This window comes from Streptomyces galbus (assembly GCF_005280195.1).
Taxonomy (GTDB): domain Bacteria; phylum Actinomycetota; class Actinomycetes; order Streptomycetales; family Streptomycetaceae; genus Streptomyces; species Streptomyces galbus.
In genome coordinates this window covers 1-20,595 of the sequence record NZ_SZPR01000014.1, presented here as the reverse complement: position 1 = coordinate 20,595, position 20,595 = coordinate 1, and the positions used below count along the sequence as shown (strand labels likewise).

Annotated in this window: 15 protein-coding genes; 10 read left to right on the top strand and 5 right to left on the bottom strand. The window is 73.5% G+C overall.

Translation table 11 applies throughout. The annotated features are described in order from the left end of the window. Window positions 1-160 precede the first annotated feature (160 nt). Genes E4U92_RS17225 through E4U92_RS17215 form a run of 3 tightly spaced genes read left to right on the top strand, consistent with a single transcriptional unit; the run spans window position 161 to window position 4,330 of the window. Window positions 161-1,624: a sodium:solute symporter family protein gene (locus E4U92_RS17225; protein WP_137301320.1), complete on the top strand. Its 1,464-nt coding sequence runs from the start codon at window positions 161-163 to the stop codon at window positions 1,622-1,624. Window positions 1,625-1,679: 55 nt separating this feature from the next. Then, window positions 1,680-2,648, top strand: a complete 969-nt coding sequence (gene speB / locus E4U92_RS17220) for an agmatinase (RefSeq protein WP_137301319.1) — start codon at window positions 1,680-1,682, stop codon at window positions 2,646-2,648. Next, complete coding sequence (locus E4U92_RS17215; RefSeq protein ID WP_137301318.1) at window positions 2,645-4,330, top strand: thiamine pyrophosphate-binding protein; 1,686 nt, start codon at window positions 2,645-2,647, stop codon at window positions 4,328-4,330. The genes speB and E4U92_RS17215 overlap by 4 nt, the downstream gene beginning before the upstream one ends. 21 nt (window positions 4,331-4,351) lie before the next feature. Here E4U92_RS17215 and E4U92_RS17210 read toward each other — a convergent pair whose 3' ends face one another. Beyond that, window positions 4,352-5,155: an endonuclease I family protein gene (locus E4U92_RS17210; RefSeq protein ID WP_137301317.1), complete on the bottom strand. Its 804-nt coding sequence runs from the start codon at window positions 5,153-5,155 to the stop codon at window positions 4,352-4,354. A gap of 163 nt (window positions 5,156-5,318) precedes the next feature. Here E4U92_RS17210 and E4U92_RS17205 point away from each other — a divergent pair, with 163 nt between their 5' ends. The 4 genes from E4U92_RS17205 to E4U92_RS17190 all read left to right on the top strand — a co-directional run bounded on the left by E4U92_RS17205 (window position 5,319) and on the right by E4U92_RS17190 (window position 12,015). Beyond that, entirely contained in the window at window positions 5,319-6,173 is an 855-nt protein-coding gene (locus tag E4U92_RS17205) for a serine hydrolase (RefSeq protein ID WP_137301316.1), read from the top strand. 115 nt (window positions 6,174-6,288) lie between these two features. Further along, window positions 6,289-9,996: an ABC transporter ATP-binding protein gene (locus E4U92_RS17200; RefSeq protein ID WP_137301315.1), complete on the top strand. Its 3,708-nt coding sequence runs from the start codon at window positions 6,289-6,291 to the stop codon at window positions 9,994-9,996. A 112-nt stretch (window positions 9,997-10,108) separates the two neighbouring features. Then, complete coding sequence (locus E4U92_RS17195) at window positions 10,109-10,507, top strand: hypothetical protein (RefSeq protein ID WP_137301314.1); 399 nt, start codon at window positions 10,109-10,111, stop codon at window positions 10,505-10,507. Window positions 10,508-10,602: 95 nt separating this feature from the next. Then, complete coding sequence (locus tag E4U92_RS17190) at window positions 10,603-12,015, top strand: S28 family serine protease (protein ID WP_137301313.1); 1,413 nt, start codon at window positions 10,603-10,605, stop codon at window positions 12,013-12,015. 64 nt (window positions 12,016-12,079) lie between these two features. Here the strand turns inward: E4U92_RS17190 and E4U92_RS17185 are convergent, their stop codons facing one another. Beyond that, the gene (locus E4U92_RS17185) at window positions 12,080-13,885 is read right to left on the bottom strand and encodes a glycoside hydrolase family 3 protein (protein WP_137301312.1); all 1,806 of its coding nucleotides are present in this window, start codon (window positions 13,883-13,885) and stop codon (window positions 12,080-12,082) included. 134 nt (window positions 13,886-14,019) lie between these two features. Further along, on the bottom strand, window positions 14,020-14,967 hold the full coding sequence (locus E4U92_RS17180; RefSeq protein ID WP_137301311.1) for a LysR family transcriptional regulator: 948 nt from the start codon (window positions 14,965-14,967) through the stop codon (window positions 14,020-14,022). A 121-nt stretch (window positions 14,968-15,088) separates the two neighbouring features. Here E4U92_RS17180 and E4U92_RS17175 point away from each other — a divergent pair, with 121 nt between their 5' ends. From E4U92_RS17175 to E4U92_RS17165, 3 genes are read left to right on the top strand one after another with little or no spacing between them, the layout of a single operon-like run. Further along, window positions 15,089-16,003: an EamA family transporter gene (locus E4U92_RS17175; RefSeq protein WP_137301310.1), complete on the top strand. Its 915-nt coding sequence runs from the start codon at window positions 15,089-15,091 to the stop codon at window positions 16,001-16,003. Window positions 16,004-16,008: 5 nt separating this feature from the next. Beyond that, the gene (aroA, locus tag E4U92_RS17170; RefSeq protein WP_137301309.1) at window positions 16,009-17,301 is read left to right on the top strand and encodes a 3-phosphoshikimate 1-carboxyvinyltransferase; all 1,293 of its coding nucleotides are present in this window, start codon (window positions 16,009-16,011) and stop codon (window positions 17,299-17,301) included. Beyond that, window positions 17,298-17,945 (top strand): GNAT family N-acetyltransferase, encoded by a 648-nt coding sequence (locus E4U92_RS17165; RefSeq protein ID WP_137301308.1) that lies wholly within the window; start codon window positions 17,298-17,300, stop codon window positions 17,943-17,945. The genes aroA and E4U92_RS17165 overlap by 4 nt, the downstream gene beginning before the upstream one ends. 11 nt (window positions 17,946-17,956) lie before the next feature. Here E4U92_RS17165 and E4U92_RS17160 read toward each other — a convergent pair whose 3' ends face one another. Both E4U92_RS17160 and E4U92_RS17155 read right to left on the bottom strand, forming a co-directional pair. Then, window positions 17,957-19,333 (bottom strand): MFS transporter, encoded by a 1,377-nt coding sequence (locus E4U92_RS17160; protein WP_137301307.1) that lies wholly within the window; start codon window positions 19,331-19,333, stop codon window positions 17,957-17,959. Window positions 19,334-19,487: 154 nt separating this feature from the next. Then, a complete protein-coding gene (locus E4U92_RS17155) occupies window positions 19,488-20,288 on the bottom strand; it encodes a sugar phosphate isomerase/epimerase family protein (protein ID WP_137301306.1) in 801 nt (266 codons plus the stop codon). Window positions 20,289-20,595 lie beyond the last annotated feature (307 nt).

Genomic DNA, 20,595 nt, shown 5'->3' with positions numbered 1-20,595 from the left:
CGTGAATGGAGGGAACGTACACTTCGCAGTCGCTTTTCGGCCACCTAGGGTCGAGGGACCGGCGACCAGTGGGTACGGGCGGATGTCCCCGCGTCGAGTCGCCGCACACCCCCCCGTTCCCTGCACGACACGCCACCGAGAAGTGTGTGAAGGAGGCCCCATGGCCGTCGACTACGTGGTGATCGCCGTCTATCTGGCCGGCATGCTGGCCATGGGCTGGTGGGGCATGCGCCGCGCCCGGTCCAAGAGCGAGTTCCTGGTGGCCGGCCGGCGCCTGGGGCCCGCCCTGTACTCCGGCACCATGGCCGCGATCGTCCTGGGCGGCGCCTCCACCATCGGCGGCGTCGGGCTCGGTTACCAGTACGGCCTGTCCGGCGCCTGGATGGTCTTCACGATCGGCCTCGGCCTGCTGGCGCTGAGCGTCTTCTTCTCGGCCCGCATCGCCCGCCTCAAGGTGTACACGGTCTCCGAGATGCTCGACCTGCGCTACGGCGGCCGTGCGGGCCTGATCTCCGGCGTCGTGATGTGGGCGTACACGCTGATGCTCGCGGTCACCTCGACCATCGCGTACGCCACGATCTTCGACGTGCTGTTCGACATCAACCGCACCCTGGCGATCGTGCTGGGCGGCTCCATCGTGGTCGCCTACTCCACGCTCGGCGGCATGTGGTCGATCACGCTGACCGACATGGTGCAGTTCGTGGTCAAGACGATCGGCGTGCTGCTGCTCCTGCTGCCCATCGCGGTGGTCAAGGCGGGCGGCTTCGCCGAGATGAAGGCCGAGCTGCCCACCTCGTACTTCGACCCGCTGGGCATCGGCGGTGAGACGATCTTCACCTACGTGCTGATCTACACGTTCGGCATGCTCATCGGACAGGACATCTGGCAGCGCGTGTTCACCGCGCGCAGCGACCGCACCGCCCGCTGGGGCGGCACCGTGGCCGGCACCTACTGCCTCGTCTACGCCCTCGCCGGCGCCGTCATCGGCACCGCCGCCAAGGTGCTCTACCCGAAGCTCGGCAGCCCGGACGACGCCTTCGCCACCATCGTGAAGGACGAACTGCCCGTCGGCGTGCGGGGCCTGGTGCTGGCCGCCGCGCTCGCCGCGGTGATGTCGACCTCCTCCGGTGCGCTGATCGCCTGCGCGACCGTCGCCAACAACGACATCTGGTCACGTCTGCGCGGCATCGTGCGGCCGTCCGCCGAGGAGCACGACGAGGTCCGCGGCAACCGGGCGTTCATCCTGCTCATGGGCGTCGCGGTGATCGGCACGGCGATCGCGCTGAACAACGTCGTCGAGGCGCTGACGGTGGCGTACAACCTGCTCGTCGGCGGTCTCCTCGTGCCCATCCTCGGCGGGCTGCTGTGGCGGCGCGGCACCGTGCAGGGCGCGCTCGCCGCGGTCGTCGTCGGCGGTGTCGCGGTGGTGGGCCTGATGGCGGCCTACGGCATCCTCGCCAACGAGCCCGTCTACTACGGCCTGCTGGCCTCCCTGGTCGCCTACGCGGCCGGATCCCTCGCCACCCGGCCGACCGACGAGGCGGTCCTGACCGCCTGGCGTGAACGGCTCGCCGGACGGGGGAATCCCGAACTCGTGTCCGAACCGGTCCCCGCTCCCCGGTAAAGTCGCCCGGGCAGCAGTACATACGCGACGAAGCGTAGGAAAGAAGGCATTGACCATGAGCAGCAACGAGACGCCCCGCGGCCCCGTCGACTCCTCCCGCATCCCGCGGTACGCCGGCCCCGCGACCTTCGCCCGGCTGCCCCGCCTGGACGAGGTCGGCACCGCCGACGTCGCCGTGGTGGGCGTGCCGTTCGACTCGGGCGTCTCGTACCGGCCGGGCGCCCGCTTCGGCGGCAACGCCATCCGCGAGGCGTCCCGGCTGCTGCGTCCCTACAACCCCGCCCAGGACGCCTCCCCGTTCGCCCTCGCGCAGGTCGCGGACGGCGGCGACATCGCGGCCAACCCGTTCAACATCAACGAGGCCGTCGAGACCATCGAGGCCGCGGCCGACGACCTGCTCGGCACCGGCGCCCGCCTGATGACGCTGGGCGGCGACCACACCATCGCGCTGCCCCTGCTGCGCTCGGTCGCCAGGAAGCACGGCCCGGTCGCCCTGCTCCACTTCGACGCCCACCTGGACACCTGGGACACCTACTTCGGCGCCGAGTACACCCACGGCACCCCGTTCCGCCGCGCGGTGGAGGAGGGCATCCTCGACACCTCCGCGCTCTCCCACGTGGGCACCCGTGGCCCGCTGTACGGCAAGCAGGACCTCACCGACGACGAGAAGATGGGCTTCGGCATCGTCACCTCCTCCGACGTCTACCGCCGGGGCGCCGACGAGGTGGCCGACCAGCTCCGCCAGCGCATCGGCGACCGCCCGCTGTACATCTCCATCGACATCGACTGCCTGGACCCCGCCCACGCCCCCGGCACGGGCACGCCCGAGGCGGGCGGCATGACCTCCCGCGAGCTGCTGGAGATCCTGCGCGGGCTGGCGTCCTGCAACCTGGTGTCCGCGGACGTCGTCGAGGTGGCCCCCGCCTACGACCACGCCGAGATCACCTCGGTGGCCGCGTCCCACACGGCGTACGAACTGACCACGATCATGTCCCGGCAGATTGCGGAGGCACGCGCGAAGTGACCCACGACCACGACCTGGTGCTCCGCCCGACGGACGCCCAGACGACGGCCGCCCTGAACCCGCCCGCCGGCCGCAACGGCGGGGACCTGGTCGTGGAGACGCTGGCCGGGCTCGGCGCGACGACGGTCTTCGGACTGCCCGGCCAGCACGCGCTCGGCATGTTCGACGCGCTGCGCCGCTCGGACCTGCGGTACGTGGGCCTGCGGGTGGAGAACAACGCCGGCTTCGCGGCCGACGCCTACGGCCGGGTCACCGGCGAGGCGGCCCCGCTGCTGCTGTCGACCGGACCGGGGGCCCTCACCTCCCTGGCCGCGCTCCAGGAGGCGGCGGCAGCCTCGGCGCCCGTCCTCGCCATCAGCAGCCAGGTCCCGACCGCGGGCCTGGGCGGCGGCCGCCACGGCTACCTGCACGAACTGCCCGACCAGGCGGCCTCGTTCCGGGGCGTGGTCAAGTCGGTCCACACCGTGCGCACGCAGTCCCAGATCCCGTCCGCGATCGCGGCGGCCTGGAAGTCGGCGCTCACCGCCCCGCACGGGCCCGTGTGGGTGGAGATCCCGCAGGACGTGCTGCTGGCGCCGACCGCGCTCCCGGGGGTGACGGCCCTCGACGCCACCCCGGAGGAGCTCGTCCCACGCCCCGAACTCACCGCCCTCGCCGCCCACTTGCTGTCCCGCGCCGAGCGCCCGGCGATCATCGCGGGCGGCGGGGTGGTCCGCGCGGACGCCGCGGGCAAGCTCCGGGCGCTGGCCGAGAAGCTGGACGCGCCCGTGGTGACCACGTTCGGCGGCAAGGGCGCCTTCCCCTGGACGCACCCGCTGTCGCTGCAGTCGTGGCTGGAGGACCGTCACACCACCGACTTCCTGGAGGACGCCGACGTCCTGCTGGTGGTGGGCTCAGGACTGGGCGAACTCTCCTCGAACTACCACACGTTCGCGCCGCGCGGCCGTGTCGTGCAGATCGAGGCGGACCTCGGCAAGCTGGAGTCCAACCACCCGGCGCTGGGCATCCACGCCGACGCCCGGCTCGCCCTGCAGGCCCTGCTGGAGACCGTCGAGGAGCGCACCGACCCCACGGCGCCCGAGCGGGTCCGGAGCGTCCTCGCGAAGGTCGCCGCCCGTATCGGTGCTCAGGAACTCACCCTGGAGCAGGAGGTGCTGGCCTCGGTGCGCCGCGCGCTGCCGGCCGGCTCCCCGTCCTTCTGGGACATGACGATCCTGGCCTACTGGGCCTGGTCCGCCTTCGACGCCCACGCCCCGAACCTGATGCACTCGGCGCAGGGCGCGGGCGGCCTCGGCTACGGCTTCCCGGCGGCGCTCGGCGCGGCGGCCGCCGACCCGACGCGCCCGGTGCTGGCCGTCTCCGGCGACGGGGGCGCGCTGTACTCCGTCGCGGAGCTGGCCACGGCCCGGCAGTACGGCCTGGACGTCACCTGGCTGATCGTCGACGACGGCGGCTACGGCATCCTGCGCGAGTACATGACCGACGCCTTCGGGCAGGCCACGGCCACCGAGCTGACCCGCCCGGACTACGTGGCCCTCGCGGAGTCCTTCGGGGTGCCCGGCGTCCGCACGACACCGGACACCCTGGAGAAGGACCTCGCCGGGGCGCTGGCGACGCCCGGGCCCTCGGTGGTCGTGCTCCCGGCGGTGCTGCGGATGTTCGCCCCCACCCACCTGGGGTGAGCGGGCCCCGCCGGGCGGGACCTACCAGATCGCCTCGACCCACTCCGGGTGGTCGATGAACGGGTTGCGGTTGTGCTGGTAGGTGTCGTAGATGACCTGGTTGCGGCGCTCCTCGAAGGCGCTGGGCGGGTCCGCCTCGTTCCACGCCTTGAGGACGGACAGCTTGCCCATGTACGGGGCGGAGCCGTTGTTCACCTTCTCGTCGGGCTCCAGGTCGGCGAAGCCGTCGCCGCCGTCGTAGCGCACGGCCATGTAGAGGATCATGCGCGCGACGTCACCGCGGTCCGCGGGGCGCGGCGCGAACGAGTCGGAGTCGACGGTGCTGCCGCCGCCGTTGGCCACGGCGCTGCCGCCGTTGTCGAAGTCCAGGTTGCCGCGGATGCTGTTGACCTGGACGTCGCAGGCGCGCAGGTGGTGCAGGTCGGTGCCGGGGCCGGTCACCTCGCCGAAGTCGCCGTGGGACTTGGCCCAGGTGTGCTCGCGGTTCCAGTCGCCGAGGTCGCCGCCGTTGAGGGACTTGCTGCGGGAGGCGCCGCTGTAGAGCAGCAGGACGTTGCTGCTGTTGTTCGGGTCCTGGTCGGTGACCTTCAGCGCCTCCCAGACCGCGGAGTACGAGATCTTCGACTGGCTGCTGATGATGGTGTGCAGCGAACTCTTCAGGCTCGCGCCGGTCTTGCCGACCGCGTTCTTGTAGTACGTCGAGTCGTACGCCGTCGTCGTCGCCGCGGCCGGGGTCGCCGTCAGGGCGGGGGCCGTGAGGCCCACCAGCACGGCGGCGATGGTCAGCGCCACCGGCTTCCAGCGGCGTATGCGTGTCGCCAGCATAAAGGTCGTCCCATCTACGCGGGTTGAGTGGAGGCGGCACTCGGGAGCGTGACATGGACATGCGACGACGTAAAGGGACGGCGGGTGTCCATCCGGTGACGCGGACCGGCAAAAGCCGTCTTCTCGTACAACCTTTCGGTAGAACTCATGAGTCAACCCGGGCATGACTTCAGGGACTTCCGCACGTCGTGCCGCTCCGGCCGTCGTCGCGCTCACCACCGGCCTGCTGATAACCGGCGTGGCCGTCGCCACCCCGGCCGCCGCCACCGCTCCGGCCGTCACCTGCACCTCGGCCAAGCCCGCCCTCGCCACCAAGCTGAAGAAGGACATCACCGCCGCCCTGGCGACGCGCAAGGGCACGGTCGCCGTCGGCGTCTACGACCGGAGCACCGCGACGACCTGCACCCTGCGCGCCTCGACCGCCTACGACTCGGCGAGCGTCGTCAAGGTGACCGTCCTGTCCGCCCTGCTGTACGACGCGCAGGCGGCGCACCGCTCGCTCACCACCCGCGAGAAGACCCTCGCCACCAACATGATCACCAAGTCGGACAACGCCTCCACCTCGACCCTGTGGAAGCAGCTCGGCCTGACGAAGATCAAGAAGTTCCTGGCCGCCGCGTCCATGACCCAGACCAAGCCGGGCGCGAACAACTACTGGGGGCTGACCCAGATCACCGTCACCGACGAGCAGAAGCTGCTCCGGCTCCTGACCGCCCACAACGCCGTCCTCACCGACGCCTCCCGCTCCTACGTGACCACCCTGATGGGCAAGGTCGTCGCCGACCAGCGGTGGGGCACGCCGTACGGGCGGCCCGCGAACGTGTCGTGGCACGTCAAGAACGGCTGGCTGCAGCGCGCCACGCAGGGCTGGCGGGTGCACAGCGTCGGCACCTTCAAGGGCGGCGGCCACGACTACACGATCACCGTGCTCACCCACGGCAACAGCACCATGAGCTACGGCATCACGACCATCCAGGGCGTCGCCAAGGTCGTCCACCGCGACCTCGCCGCGAGCTGACCCCCGCGGCCGAAAATCCCCGCCCGGGACCTCCCGGATTGTTACAGCGGGATGAAATCGCACCTCACCGGCGTTGGTGCCTTCCGGCAGACCAGGTTCGCAGGAAGGCACCGGCGTGAGCGCACAACGGGGATGGGCACGACGACTCGCGGGCTACGCGTGGCGCTACCCCAGGGACGTGGTCCTCGCCCTCGGCGCCTCGCTCGCCGGCATGGCCGTCATGGCCGTCGTGCCCCTGATCACCAAGGTGATCATCGACGACGTGATCGACTCCCACACCCGGGACATGGCGCCCTGGGCGGCCGCCCTGATCGGCGCCGCCGTGCTCGTCTACGCCTCCGCCTACGTCCGCCGCTACTACGGCGGCCGGCTCGCCCTGGACGTGCAGCACGACCTGCGCACGGAGATGTTCGCCACGATCACCCGGCTCGACGGCCGCCGGCAGGACGAGCTGTCCACCGGCCAGGTCGTCGGCCGCGCCACCAGCGACCTCCAGCTCATCCAGGGCCTGCTGTTCATGCTGCCCATGACGATCGGCAACTTCGCGCTGTTCCTGGTCTCCCTCGTCGTCATGGCGTGGCTGTCCGTCCCGCTCACCCTGGTCGCCCTCGCCGTGGCGCCCGCGCTGTGGTGGATCGCCAAGCGCAGCCGCACCCGGCTGCACCCGGCCACCTGGTGGGCGCAGGCCCAGGCCGCCGCCGTGGCGGGCGTGGTCGACGGCGCGGTCAGCGGGGTGCGCGTGGTGAAGGGCTTCGGACAGGAGGACCAGGAGACCGGGAAGCTGCGCGAGGTGGGCCGGCGGCTGTTCGCCGGACGGCTGCGCACCATCCGGCTGAACGCCCGCTACACCCCCGCGCTCCAGGCCGTCCCCGCACTCGGCCAGGTCGCCATGCTGGCGCTCGGCGGCTGGCTCGCCGTGCACGGCCACATCACCCTGGGCACCTTCGTGGCCTTCTCCACCTACCTGGCCCAGCTCGTCGGCCCGGTCCGCATGCTCGCCGTGGTCCTCACCGTCGGCCAGCAGGCCCGCGCCGGCACCGAACGCGTCCTGGAGCTGATCGACACCGAGCCGGCCCTGCGGGACGGCACCCGGGAGCTGCCCGCCGACGCCCCGGCGACCGTCGAGTTCGACGACGTGTCCTTCGGCTACGACCCCGCCCACCCGGTCCTGGACGGCCTCAGCTTCGAGATCCGCCCGGGCGAGACCCTCGCGGTCGTCGGCTCCTCCGGCTCCGGCAAGTCCACCGTCTCCCTGCTGCTGCCGCGCTTCTACGACGTGACCCGCGGCGCGGTCCTCGTCGGCGGCCGGGACGTGCGCGAGCTGACCCTGGACTCGCTGCGCGCCGCGATCGGCCTGGTCCCCGAGGACTCGTTCCTGTTCTCCGACACCGTCCGCAACAACATCGCCTACGGCCGCCCCGACGCCACCGACGAGCAGATCCGGCGGGCCGCGCGCACCGCCCAGGCGGACCGCTTCATCGCGGAGCTGCCCGACGGCTACGACACCACGGTCGGCGAGCACGGCCTGACCCTGTCCGGCGGCCAGCGCCAGCGCATCGCGCTCGCCCGCGCGATCCTCGCCGACCCCCGCCTGCTGGTCCTCGACGACGCCACCTCGGCGGTCGACGCGCGCGTGGAGCACGAGATCCACGAGGCGCTCGGCCAGGTCATGGAGGGCCGCACCACCCTGCTCATCGCCCACCGCCGCTCCACCCTCAACCTCGCCGACCGCATCGCCGTCCTCGACCACGGCCGCCTCGCCGACATCGGCACCCACGACGAGCTCCAGCAGCGCTCGGCGCTGTACCGCAGGCTCCTCACCGACCCCGACGAGCTCGGCGGCGTCTCCCCGGGCCACGCCCGGCCCGAGGCACCGGCCGAGGACACCTCCGTGCGCGACGAACTGGACGCCGAGTACGACGCCGAGCGCGGGGTGACGCCCCGGCTGTGGACCGGCGACCGGGCGCCCAAGGACACCGCCCTGGCCGGCACCCCGGCCACCCCGGAGCTGCTCGCCCAGGTCGAGGCGCTGCCCCCGGCCACCGACGTCCCCGACGTCGACGAGGCCCGTGCCGTCCGCCCGGAGGAGTCGTACGGCCTGCGCCGACTGCTGCGCGGCTTCCGCGCGCCCCTGCTGGTCAGCCTCGGGCTGGTCGCCGTGGACGCGGGCATGGGGCTGCTGCTGCCGATCCTCATCCGGCACGGCATCGACCAGGGCGTCAGCCGCATGGCGGTCGGCGCGGTGTGGACGGCCTCGCTGCTCGGGCTGCTGACCGTGCTGGTGCAGTGGGCGGCGCAGACCGGTGAGATCCGCATGACGGGCCGCACCGGCGAGCGGGTGCTGTACTCGCTGCGCCTGAAGATCTTCGCGCAGCTCCAGCGGCTCGGGCTCGACTACTACGAGCGCGAGCTGACCGGCCGGATCATGACCCGGATGACGACGGACGTCGACGCGCTGTCCACGTTCCTGCAGACCGGACTGGTCACGGCGTTCGTCGCGGTGGTCACCTTCTTCGGCATCATGGTCGCGCTGCTGGTGCTCGACGTGCAGCTCGCGCTGGTCGTGTTCGCCACCCTGCCGCCGCTGGTCGTCGCCACCTTCTTCTTCCGCCGGGCCAGCGTGAAGGCGTACGAGCTGGCCCGCGAGCGGGTCTCGGCGGTCAACGCCGACCTGCAGGAGTCGGTGTCGGGGCTGAGGATCGTGCAGGCGTTCCGCCGCGAGCGCGACGGCCGGGCCCGGTTCGCCGAGCGCAGCGACAGCTACCGCCGGGCGCGCATCCGCGGCCAGTGGCTGATCTCGGTGTACTTCCCGTTCGTGCAGCTGCTGTCGTCGGTCGCGGCGGCCGCGGTGCTGGTGGTGGGCGCGGGCCGGGTGGACGCCGCCACGCTGACCACGGGCGCGCTGGTGGCGTACCTGCTGTACATCGACCTGTTCTTCGCGCCCGTGCAGCAGCTCTCCCAGGTGTTCGACGGCTACCAGCAGGCCACCGTCTCGCTCGGCCGCATCCAGGAGCTGCTGCGCGAGCCGACGTCCACCGGCGCGGCCCGCGCACCGCGCACGGTCACCTCCCTGCGGGGCGAGATCGCCTTCGAGGACGTCCACTTCGCCTACGGCACCGACGAGGCGGCCCTGCGCGGCATCGACCTGAGCATCCCCGCCGGGCAGACCGTGGCGTTCGTCGGCGAGACGGGCGCCGGCAAGTCGACCCTGGTCAAGCTGGTGGCGCGGTTCTACGACCCGACGTCCGGCCGGGTCACCGTCGACGGCACGGACCTGCGCGAGCTGGACCTCACGTCGTACCGCCACCGCCTGGGCGTCGTGCCGCAGGAGGCCTACCTCTTCCCCGGCACCGTCCGCGACGCCATCGCCTACGGCCGCCCCGACGCGAGCGACGCCGAGGTGGAGGCGGCGGCCCGCGCGGTCGGCGCGCACGAGATGATCGCCACGCTGGAGGGCGGCTACCTCCACGAGGTCGCCGAGCGCGGACGCAACCTCTCCGCGGGCCAGCGCCAGCTCATCGCGCTCGCCCGCGCCGAACTCGTCGACCCCGACGTCCTGCTGCTCGACGAGGCGACGGCGGCCCTGGACCTCGCCACCGAGGCCCAGGTCAACCAGGCCACCGACCGCCTCGCGGGCCGGCGCACCACGCTGGTCGTCGCCCACCGCCTCACCACGGCGGCGCGGGCCGACCGGGTGGTGGTCATGGACCACGGCCGGGTCGTCGAGGACGGCACCCACGACGAACTCCTCGCCCGCGACGGCCGCTACGCCCGCCTGTGGCGGACGTTCGTCGGCGAGCCGGTGGGCGTCGAGTCCGCCTGACGGCGCGCGGGCACCGGACCGGCGCGGGCCGCGCGCAACCGCGCGGCCCGCGCCCGGCGTCCGTACACCAGTACGGCGAGCGACATGGCGGGCGACTCGGGGAGACACGGACGTGGGCAGCGGAACGAGGGGTGTCATACGGCGGCTGGCGGCGGGCGTGGCGGTGCTGACCGCCGCCGGGATCCTCGCGCTGGCCGCGCCCGGCAGCGCGCAGGCGGCGGCCGCCCACGCGTGCGCGGGCCGCAAGGTGCGCACGCTGTCCTTCACCACCGGCTCGGTGCAGGTGTTCAAGGCGGGCCGCTACGTCTGCGCCGTCACCTACGCCAAGGACCCGCGCGGCACGAAGCCGATGTCGGTCAGCGTGCAGGCCCGCGGCGGGCGGCCCTGGCGGATCCAGGCGCGCGCCGCGCGCCAGGTCGGACCCGTCACCGTGTACGCCGGTCACCGCTGCGTGTGGGTGAAGGGCTCGGTGGGCCGCAAGGCGGTCAGTTCCGGCTGGATTCTGTGCTGACGTCCTGAAACCTCCGCATCAACCTCCCCTGGTGCGAACCGGGTTGCTCCGATAGCTTCCGGCGCACATCTGTCTCACAGGGAGGGTGCACGCGCATGCGCAAGGCGCTCAGATGGCTGCTGGCGCTCACCGTGCTCATAGGCACGCTGACCACGGCGGGAGCAGCGACCGCTGCCGAGCCTCAGGCCACGGACATCAAGGACCGGCTGCTCTCGATCCCGGGCATGAGCCTGATCGAGGAGAAGCCGTACCCCGGCTACCGCTACTTCGTCCTGAACTACACCCAGCCGGTCGACCACCGGCACCCCTCGGCGGGCACGTTCCAGCAGCGGATCACCGTGCTGCACAAGGACGTCAGCCGCCCGACGGTCTTCTACACCGGCGGCTACAACGTCTCCACCAACCCCGGCCGCCGCGAGCCGACCCAGATCGTCGACGGCAACCAGGTCTCCATGGAGTACCGCTTCTTCACCCCCTCCCGCCCCAGCCCCGCCGACTGGTCCAAGCTGGACATCTGGCAGGCGGCCAGCGACCAGCACCGCATCTTCACGGCGCTGAAGCCCATCTACACGAAGAACTGGATCGCCACCGGCGGCTCCAAGGGCGGCATGACGGCGACGTACTTCGAGCGCTTCTACCCGCGGGACATGGACGGCGTGGTCGCGTACGTGGCCCCCAACGACGTGGTCAACGACCAGGACGCCGCCTACGACCGCTTCTTCGCGACCGTCGGCACCAAGGAGTGCCGCGACCGGCTGAACGCGGTGCAGCGCGAGGCGCTGGTGCGCCGCGCCGCGCTGGAGGAGAAGTACGCGGCGTACGCCGCCGAGAACGGCTACACCTTCACCACGATCGGCAGCCTGGACCGCGCCTACGAGGCGGTCGTCCTGGACTACGTGTGGGGCTTCTGGCAGTACAGCCTGCTCTCCGACTGCGACACGATCCCGGCGAACGCGGCCACCGCCACCGACGACGAGATCTGGACCTCCGTGGACACCATCTCCGGCTTCTCGGCGTACACCGACCAGGGCCTGGAGCAGTACACCCCGTACTACTACCAGGCGGGCACCCAGCTGGGCGCGCCCACCATCCACTTCCCGTACATCGAGAAGAAGTACATCCGCTACGGCTACCAGCCGCCGCGCAACTTCGTGCCGCGCTCGATCCCGATGACGTTCCAGCCGTGGGCCATGCGGGACGTCGACACCTGGGTCCGGCACAACGCCCGGCACATGCTCTTCGTGTACGGCCAGAACGACCCGTGGGGCGCGGAGCGCTTCCGCGTCGACAAGGGCGCGAAGGACTCCTACGTCTTCACGGCCCCCGGCCTCAACCACGGCGCGAACGTGGCCGGTCTGGTAGCCGACCAGAAGGCCCTCGCCACGGCCCGCATCCTCGACTGGGCGGGCCTGCCCGCCGCGACGGCGTCGGCGGCCAAGCCGCTGGCGAAGTTCGACAGCAAGTTGGACGTGCGGGACGTGGAGCGGGAGCCGGCGCTGCGCCCGTGACCCCTCCGGGGAACTGACGGCGGCGGGCCCGGGGAATCTCCCCGGGCCCGCCGTGCTGCGCGCGCTAGTACGTCAGCCCGTGCCCGATCGGGAACAGCACCCGCGCCGGGTCGTCCGCCCGCTGGACCGGCACCGGCAGCTTCCCGCGGGGGTCGGTGCGGCCCGCGATCACCCGGGCCGCGGCGCGCAGTTCGACGTCCGTCCAGGAGTAGGTCGCCAGGTACGCGGCGACACCGGGCAACTGGGCCACGTCGTACGGGTTGCGGACGGCGACCGCGACCACCGGCCGCCCAGCGGCGAGGAGTTGCTCGACGAGAGTCTTCTGCGGGCTCGTCGCGGTGACGTTGTACGTCGCCACCACCACCGCGTCCGCCTCGCCGGCCGCGGCCACCGCGCGGGCGATCGTCGCCGCCGAGGGGGCCGTGCCGGTGGACAGCGCGGTGGCCGTGAAGCCGAGGCCGGTCAGCGCGGTGGCGAGGACACCGGTGGGCGGGCCGGTCGTGCCGGACGGGGAGGCCGGGTCGGCGCCGACGACCAGCAGCTTGCGCGTGGTGTCCGGTGCCAGCGGCAGCAGCGGGCCCTCGTTGACGAGCAGGGTCGTGGTCCGCCCGGCGATGCGGTCGGCGGCGGCCAGGTGGGCCGGGGTCCCCACGGTCCGGTCCACGCCCGCCTGCCCGGCGTACGGGTCGTCGAGCAGCCCGAGCTTCGCCTTCAGCCGCAGGATGCGCAGCACCGACTGCTCCAGCCGCTCCTCGGTCAGCTCCCCCTCGCGCACGGCCCGCAGCACCGCGTTCCACGCGACGTCCAGCTTCGGCGGGTTGAGCAGCTGGTCGACGCCCGCCTTCAGGGCCAGCACCGGCACCCGGTCGTCACCGTACTTGGTGCGCACGCCCGCCATGTCGAGCGCGTCGGTGACCACGACCCCGTCGTAGCCGAGGCGTTCGCGCAGCAGGCCGGTGACGATCGGCCGCGACAGGGTGGCCGGGTCGCCCGAGTCGTCGAGGGCCGGGACCAGGATGTGCGCGGTCATGATCGAGTCGATGCCGGCCGCGATCGCCGCGCGGAACGGGACCGCGTCCAGTTCCTCCCACACCTCGCGGCTGTGGGTGATGACCGGGAAGCCGTAGTGGCTGTCGACCGCGGTGTCGCCGTGCCCCGGGAAGTGCTTGGCGGTCGCCGCCACCCCCGCGGACCGGTAGCCCTGCACCTCGGCGGCGACCAGGGCGGCCACCGCGTCCGGGTCGGCGCCGAAGGAGCGCACGCCGATGACCGGGTTGGCCGGGTTGACGTTGACGTCCGCCACGGGGGAGTAGTCCTGGCGCACGCCCATCGCGCGCAGCTCGGCGCCCGAGATCCGGCCGAGGGTGCGGGCGTCGGCGCGCGAGCCGCCGGCGCCGATCGCCATGGCTCCCGGGAAGAGGGTCGCCGGGGCGCCGATGCGGCAGACGATGCCGTGCTCCTGGTCGGTGGAGATGAGCACAGGCAGCCCGCGCGGCAGGTCCAGCGAGGCGCGCTGGAGGCCGTCGGACAGGGCGGCGATCTGGTGCGGCTCGCGGGTGTTGTGGGCCCAGGCGAAGTAGATGATCCCGCCGAGCCGGTAGCGCTCGAGCAGCTCGGCCGCCGTGCGGACGCCCAGCTCCGCGAGGTTGGCGTCCACGTCGGCCTGGTCCGGGTCGGTCGCCGAGTGGCCGTACACGCGGGAGACGAAGACCTGGCCGACCTTCTCCTCGAGCGTCATCCGGGAGACCAGCCGGCGCAGCCGCCGGTCGTCCGGTGCGCGGCCGGCGCCGGCGTGGGCGGTGCCCCCGCCGACGGCGAGGGACGCGGTGAGGCCCGCGGTGGCGGCGAGGACGGTGCGTCTGGAGGGCACGTGCGCTCCTTCCGGAGGTGATCCACTGAAGGAAACTTCCGTCGGGTTAGCAGTATCCGGAAAGTTATTGCCGGTCAAGGGAGCGCGCAGGCACGGCGCGCGAGTGGTGGACCGGGGCCCCGACGCGCTCGGGCTCACGCCGGGCCGGTGCCGACGGGCTCGGGCTCACGCCGAACGGTGTCGGCGCGCTCGCCCCAGTGGGCCTGGAGCGTGCGGACCGTCTCGGCGATCGCCGGGCGCCGGGCCGCCCCCTCGCGCCACAGCGCGTACAGCCGCCGTACGGGCAGCGGGTCCAGCCGCACCTCCACCACCCCGTCGGGCAGCGGGCCGCGCCCCAGGCGGGGGATCAGGGCGATGCCGAGGCCCGCCGCGACCAGCGCGACCAGCGTCGGGTTCTCCTCGGCGGTGTGGACGAGGTCCGGCTCGTGCCCGGCCGCGCGCAGGGTGCGCACCAGCCAGTCGTGGCACACCCGCCCCGGCGGCTGGCACACCCAGCGCTCACCGCCCAGCTCCTCGCGCCGTACCGCCGTACGCCCGGCGAAGGGGTGGCCCGCGGGGACCAGCAGGTCGCACAGGTCGTCGCCGATGACCGCCTGCTCCACGCCGGCCGGCGCGGGCAGCGGCGCGATGTCCCAGTCGTGCGCGACGGCCAGGTCCACCGCGCCCTTGGCGACCAGGTCGACCGACAGGTGCGGGTCGACCTCGGTGAGCCGCGCGTCCAGGGCGGGGTGCCGCCGCGCCAGTTCGGCCAGCACCCCGGGCAGCAGCCCGCGCGCCGCCGACGGGAACGCGGCGAGGGTCAGCCGGCCGGACGGCAGCCCGCGCCGCCGTTCCAGGTCCGTCTCGGCACGCTCCACGATCGCCATCAGCTCCTGTGCGGTGGCGGCCAGTTGCCGGGCCTCGGCGGTGAGCCGCACGCCCCGGCCCTCCCGTTCCAGCAGCACCGTGCGGGTCTCCCGCTCCAGCTTGGCGATCTGCTGGGACACCGCCGAGGGCGTGTACCCGAGCGCGTCGGCCGCGCGGCCGACCGTGCCGTGGACGGAGACGGCGTGCAGGGCGCGCAGGCGCTGGAGGTCGAGCATCGGGGTCCCCCTCGGACGGCGGCGGGTTGGGCGTGAGCCCTCGACTCATCAGTTCTGCTTCATCCCACCATGCACGAATCATCGCTGGTGCTACACGGTTCCGGCCGGTGATCCTCGACGCATGCGACCCGCACACCTCCTGCTCGCCGTCCTCGTCGCCGCCGTCTGGGGCGTCAACTTCACCGTCATCGAGATCGGCCTCGGCCACTTCCCGCCCCTGCTGTTCTCCGCGCTGCGCTTCCTGGTGGCGGCGCTGCCCGCGGTGTTCCTCGTCGGCCGCCCGAAGGTCGCCTGGCGGTGGATCGTGGCCGTCGGACTGGTGCTGGGCGTCGCGAAGTTCGGGCTGCTGTTCGTCGGGATGGACGCCGGGATGCCGGCCGGCCTGTCGTCCCTGGTGCTGCAGGTCCAAGCGGTGTTCACCGCGGTCGTCGCCGCCGTCGTCCTCGGCGAACGGCCCACCCGCACCCGCGTCCTCGGCATGGCGGTCGCCCTCGCCGGGATCGTCGTCGCCGCCGTCGACGAGGGCACCACCGGCCCGCTCGGCGCGTTCGCCCTGGTCGTCGCCGCGGCCGCCTGCTGGGGCGTGTCCAACGTCCTGACCCGCAGGGCTGCCCCGCCCGACGCGCTCAACTTCATGGTCTGGGTGAGCACCGTCCCGGTGCTCCCGCTGCTCGCCCTCTCCCTGCTCCTGGAGGGGCCCGGCCGCGACTACGACGCGCTGCGCGCCCTCGACTGGCAGGGCGCCGGCACCGTCGTCTACGTCGCCTGGGTCACCACGGTCTTCGGCTTCGGGGCGTGGGGCCTGCTGCTGCGCCGCCACCCGGCCTCCACGGTCGCGCCCTTCTCCCTGCTGGTGCCCGTCTTCGGGATGACGTCGGCCGCGCTGTTCCTCGGCGAGCCCGTCAGCGGGCTGCGCTGGTGCGCGGCGGCCCTGCTGGTCGGCGGCGTGGCGCTCACCTCACTCGCCCCCGGGCGCGCGGGTCGGGTCCACCCCGTGGACGTCGCCCCGGCGGAGGCCGTCGCCACGCGATCATGACGGGCATGGCCCTCGTCGACATCCCCGGCTCCAAGTCCCTCACCGCCCGCGCCCTCTTCCTCGCGGCGGCGGCCGACGGCGTCACGACCCTCGTACGCCCCTTGCGCTCGGACGACACCGAGGGCTTCGCCGAGGGACTGGCCCGCCTCGGCTACCGCGTCGGCCGCACCCCGGACACCTGGCAGATCGACGGCCGGCCGGACGGACCCCCGGCCGGCGCGGCGGACGTGTACTGCCGGGACGGCGCGACCACCGCGCGCTTCCTGCCGGCGCTCGCCGCCACCGGCCACGGCACCTACCGCTTCGACGCCTCCCCGCAGATGCGCCGCCGGCCCCTGCTGCCCCTCACCCGCGCCCTGCGCGACCTGGGCGTGGACCTGCGCCACGAGGACCGGGAGGGCCACCACCCGCTGACCGTCCGGGCGAACGGCGTGGAGGGCGGCAAGGTCACCCTCGACGCCGGCCAGTCCTCGCAGTACCTCACCGCGCTGCTGCTGCTCGGCCCGCTCACCCGCACCGGCCTGCACATCGAGGTCACCGACCTGGTCTCGGCGCCGTACGTCGGCATCACCCTGGCGATGATGGGGGCGTTCGGCGTGGAGGTGGAGCGGGAGGGCGACGTGTTCCGCGTGCCGCCCGGCGGCTACCGGGCGACGACGTACCCGATCGAACCGGACGCCTCCACGGCGAGCTACTTCTTCGCGGCCGCCGCCGTCACCCCGGGCGCCGAGGTCACCGTGCCCGGTCTCGGCGAGGGCGCCCTCCAGGGCGACCTGGGCTTCGTGGAGGTGCTGCGCCGGATGGGCGCCGAGGTGACGGTGGCCGCCGACCGCACCACGGTCCGCGGCACCGGCACCCTGCGCGGACTGGACGTCGCCATGCGGGACATCTCCGACACCATGCCGACCCTCGCGGCCGTCGCCCCCTTCGCCGACGGCCCGGTGCGCATCGAGGACGTGGCCAACACGCGCGTGAAGGAGTGCGACCGGCTGGAGGCGTGCGCGGAGAACCTGCGCCGCCTCGGGATCGGCGTCGCCACCGGCCCCGACCGTATCGAGATCCGCCCGGGCCGGCCGTCCGGCGCCGAGATCCGCTCCCACGGGGACCACCGCATCGTCATGTCGTTCGCGGTGACCGGGCTGCGCACCCCGGGTATCTCCTTCGACGACCCGGGGTGCGTGCGCAAGACGTTCCCCGGCTTCCACGAGGCGTTCGCCGCGCTGCGGGCGTCGTTCGCGGCACGGGCGGACCCACCGGCCTGGACTTCCGGCGCGACGGGCGAGGAGCGGGGCCGATGAGCCACGTCCTGCGCGGCCCGGTCCTGGAGGGCGAGTTCGTCCGCCTGGAGCCGCTCGGCCACCACCACGCCGCCGACCTGGCCCGGGCCGCCGAGGAGGACCGCGACACCTACGCGTTCACCTGGGTGCCCCGGGCCGACGAGGTCGGCGCCTACGTGGACGCCCAGCTCGCCCGCGCGGCCACCGGGCGGCTCGCCCCCTACGCCCAGGTGTCCCGGGCGACTGGGCGGGCGGTCGGGGCCACCGCGTACTGGGAGCCGCGCTGCTGGCGGGACGACGACCGGCTCGACGCCGTCGAGGTCGGCTTCACCTGGCTCGCCGCCTCCGCCCAGGGCACCGGCGTGAACGCCGAGGCCAAGCTCCTGCTGTTCCGGCACGCCTTCGAGGAGTGGGACGTGGCCCGCGTCGACCTGAAGACCGACGCCCGCAACGCCCGCTCCCGCGCCGCCATCGAGAGCGTCGGCGCCCGCTTCGAGGGCGTCCTGCGCAACTGGTCCCGCTCCTGGGCACCGGGCGAGGAGGGCCGCCTGCGCGACTCGGCGATCTTCTCGGTCACGGCCGCGGAGTGGCCGGCGTGCCGGGCACGGCTGACGGAGCGGGTGGCGCGGTACCGGCCGCGGGGCGGCGGGGCCGCCGAGGGGTGACGGAGCCGGCCTCAGCGCTCGGGGAGGGGCGTGGGGGCGGTGTCGGGGGAGGGGCCGGGGACCGCGGCGGTGTCCCCGGTGGGTCCGGCCTCTCCGACGCACTCGGGATGGCCGGGGAGTGCGCCGGTGGTGTCCGCCGGATCCCCGGTGTCCGGGCCGGGACCGGCCGGCGCCGCACCCCTGAGTTCCGGTGTGGACGCGCCCACCGCCGTCACCGCCGCCAGGCACAGCAGACCGCCGGTGACCAGGGCCGTCGCGCCCGAGGACCAGCCGGCGACCAGACCGGCGCGCAGGTTCCCCAGGTGCGGGCCCGCCTGGCCGACGACCAGCTCGGCGGCGGTGACCCGGCCCAGCAGGGCGTCCGGCGTCACGGTCTGCACGATCGTGCTGCGGGACAGGACGGCCACCGCGTCCGCGGCCCCGGCCAGCACCAGCATCGCCAGCCCCGCCCAGGCGCTGGTGGTCAGCCCGAACCCGGCCAGCGCCAGCCCCCAGGTGCCGGACGCGCACAGCATGACGGGACCCGGCCGGCCCCGGCGGGTGACCGCCCCGGACAGCGCGGTCGCCGTGACCCCGCCGACGGCGAGCGCGGACAGGAACAGCCCGAGGGTGCGCGGATCGCCGCCGAACCGCTCGGTGTTGACCAGCGGGAAGAGGCTGACCGGCATCGACAGCAGGGTCGCCGCGAGGTCGGTGACCAGCGCGCCCCGCACCACCCGGTGACCCGTCAGGAACCGCAGCCCGTCCAGCACCCCGTGCAGTCCGGGCCGGGCCCCCTCGCCCTGCGGCGGCAGCGCGGGCAGCCCGAAGGCGCCGTAGAAGGACAGGCCGAAGCTGAGCGCGTCGAACAGATAGCAGACGCCGATGCCCCACCAGCCCAGGACGAGCCCGGCGACGGCCGGGCCGAGCAGCATCATGGCCTGCCCGGTGACCTGGTGCAGGGCGAGCCCGGCGGCCACCTGGTCCTTCGGCAGCAGCCGGGGCACGAACACCCCGGCCGCCGGGGCGGAGACGGCCGCGAACGACGCCTGCACGGCCACGAGGGCCAGCACGAGCACCACGGGCACGTGCCCGGTGAAGCCCTGCACGGCCAGCAGCGCCGAGCACACCGCCTGCCCGACGTTCGTCCCCAGGTACACCCGCCGCCGGTCGGCCCGGTCCACCCAGGCCCCGGCGAACAGGCCGACCCCGACCATCGGCAGCGCCTGCGCCACGCCGACCGCGCCGCTCCAGACCGCGCTGTGGGTGGTGTCCCACACCTGGTAGAGGACGGTGACCATGGTCATGAAGCCACCGAGCGTGGACACCGTGCGCCCGAACAGCAGCCGCCGGAAGACGGGCGAGGTCCGCAGCGGACGGAGGTCGAGGAGTGTCCCGGCGAGCCTCACGACGACGTGAGGGCGGCGGGCGCGGGGTGCGGGAACGCGGAAGGCGGGAACACGGCGCGGAGGCTAACCCGCGCCGCCGCAGCTCCGCCAGCGAATTAGCAGCCGACGGGTCGACCGGCCGGCGCCCGGCGACGGGCGCCCGGCCCGGCGGTCCTCACGCCGAGTCGTTGAGCAGCCGGCCGAGGTGTTCGCGTCCCGCGGTGAGCAGGCCGGGCAGCGGTTCGGCGGCCTCGTACCAGCGCTTCTCGTACTCCCAGCACAGCCAGCCGTCCCAGCCGTGCCGGGACAGCACCTCCACGCACTCGCCGAGCGGCAGGATGCCCGCGCCGAGCGTCAGCGGGGTGGTGTCGTCGGCCGAGACGATGTCCTTGACCTGGACGTAGCCGAGGTAGGGGGAGAGCGCCGCGTAGCTGTCGAGGGGCTGCTCGCCGCCGAGCCAGGTGTGCATCACGTCCCACAGGGCGCCGACCTGCCGGTGGCCGACCTGGCCGACGATCCGGGTGACGTCGGCGCCGGTGGGGTGCGAGTCGTGGGTCTCCACCAGGACGCGCACACCGAGGTCGGCGGCGTCCCGGGCGACGGTGCCGAGCCGCCGCGCGGCGATCGCGTCGGCCTCGTCGGCGGAGGCGGCGTCCGAACCGCCGGGGAGGACCCGTACGAACGGGGCGCCCAGGTCGTGGGCGAGCCCGAGCAGCGTACGGATCTCCTCCAGCACCGCGTCGTCGTCGCCGGGCGCGGCCACGCGCGCGTAGCCGGTGAGACCGAGCAGTTCGACGCCGGCGTCCTTGAACCGGGCGGCCACGTCCTCCCGTTCGGCGGTGCCGAGCCCTGGATGGACCGGCTCCTCGGGGTGGGCGCGCAGTTCGACACCGTGGTATCCGTGCGCGGTCGCGAGCCGCAGCACTTCGGGCAGGGGAAGACCGGGAACACCGAGCGTGGAGAAGGCGAACTTCATGCCCCGGACCCTACTCGCGCGGACCGGACGGCGCCGCTCCACACCCCCCTCGTGCCCGCGGATCGAGCCACCACACCCGTGCCGTACCGGCTAGGCCGTGTCTCTCGGATCAGCCCGGGGCCGCGGGGCTTGGCACGCACATCTGCTGCGTTTTCGTCGGTTGTCGATGCTCCGCATCGACGCCCTCCTCCGCCTTGCAGCTGCACGCACCAAGCCCCGCTCACCGGCACTGTCAAGGCGCCGCCGGTCCGGATCGGGCTGATCCGAAAGACACGGCCTAGCTGGGCTGTTCGGAGAGGTTGGTGAC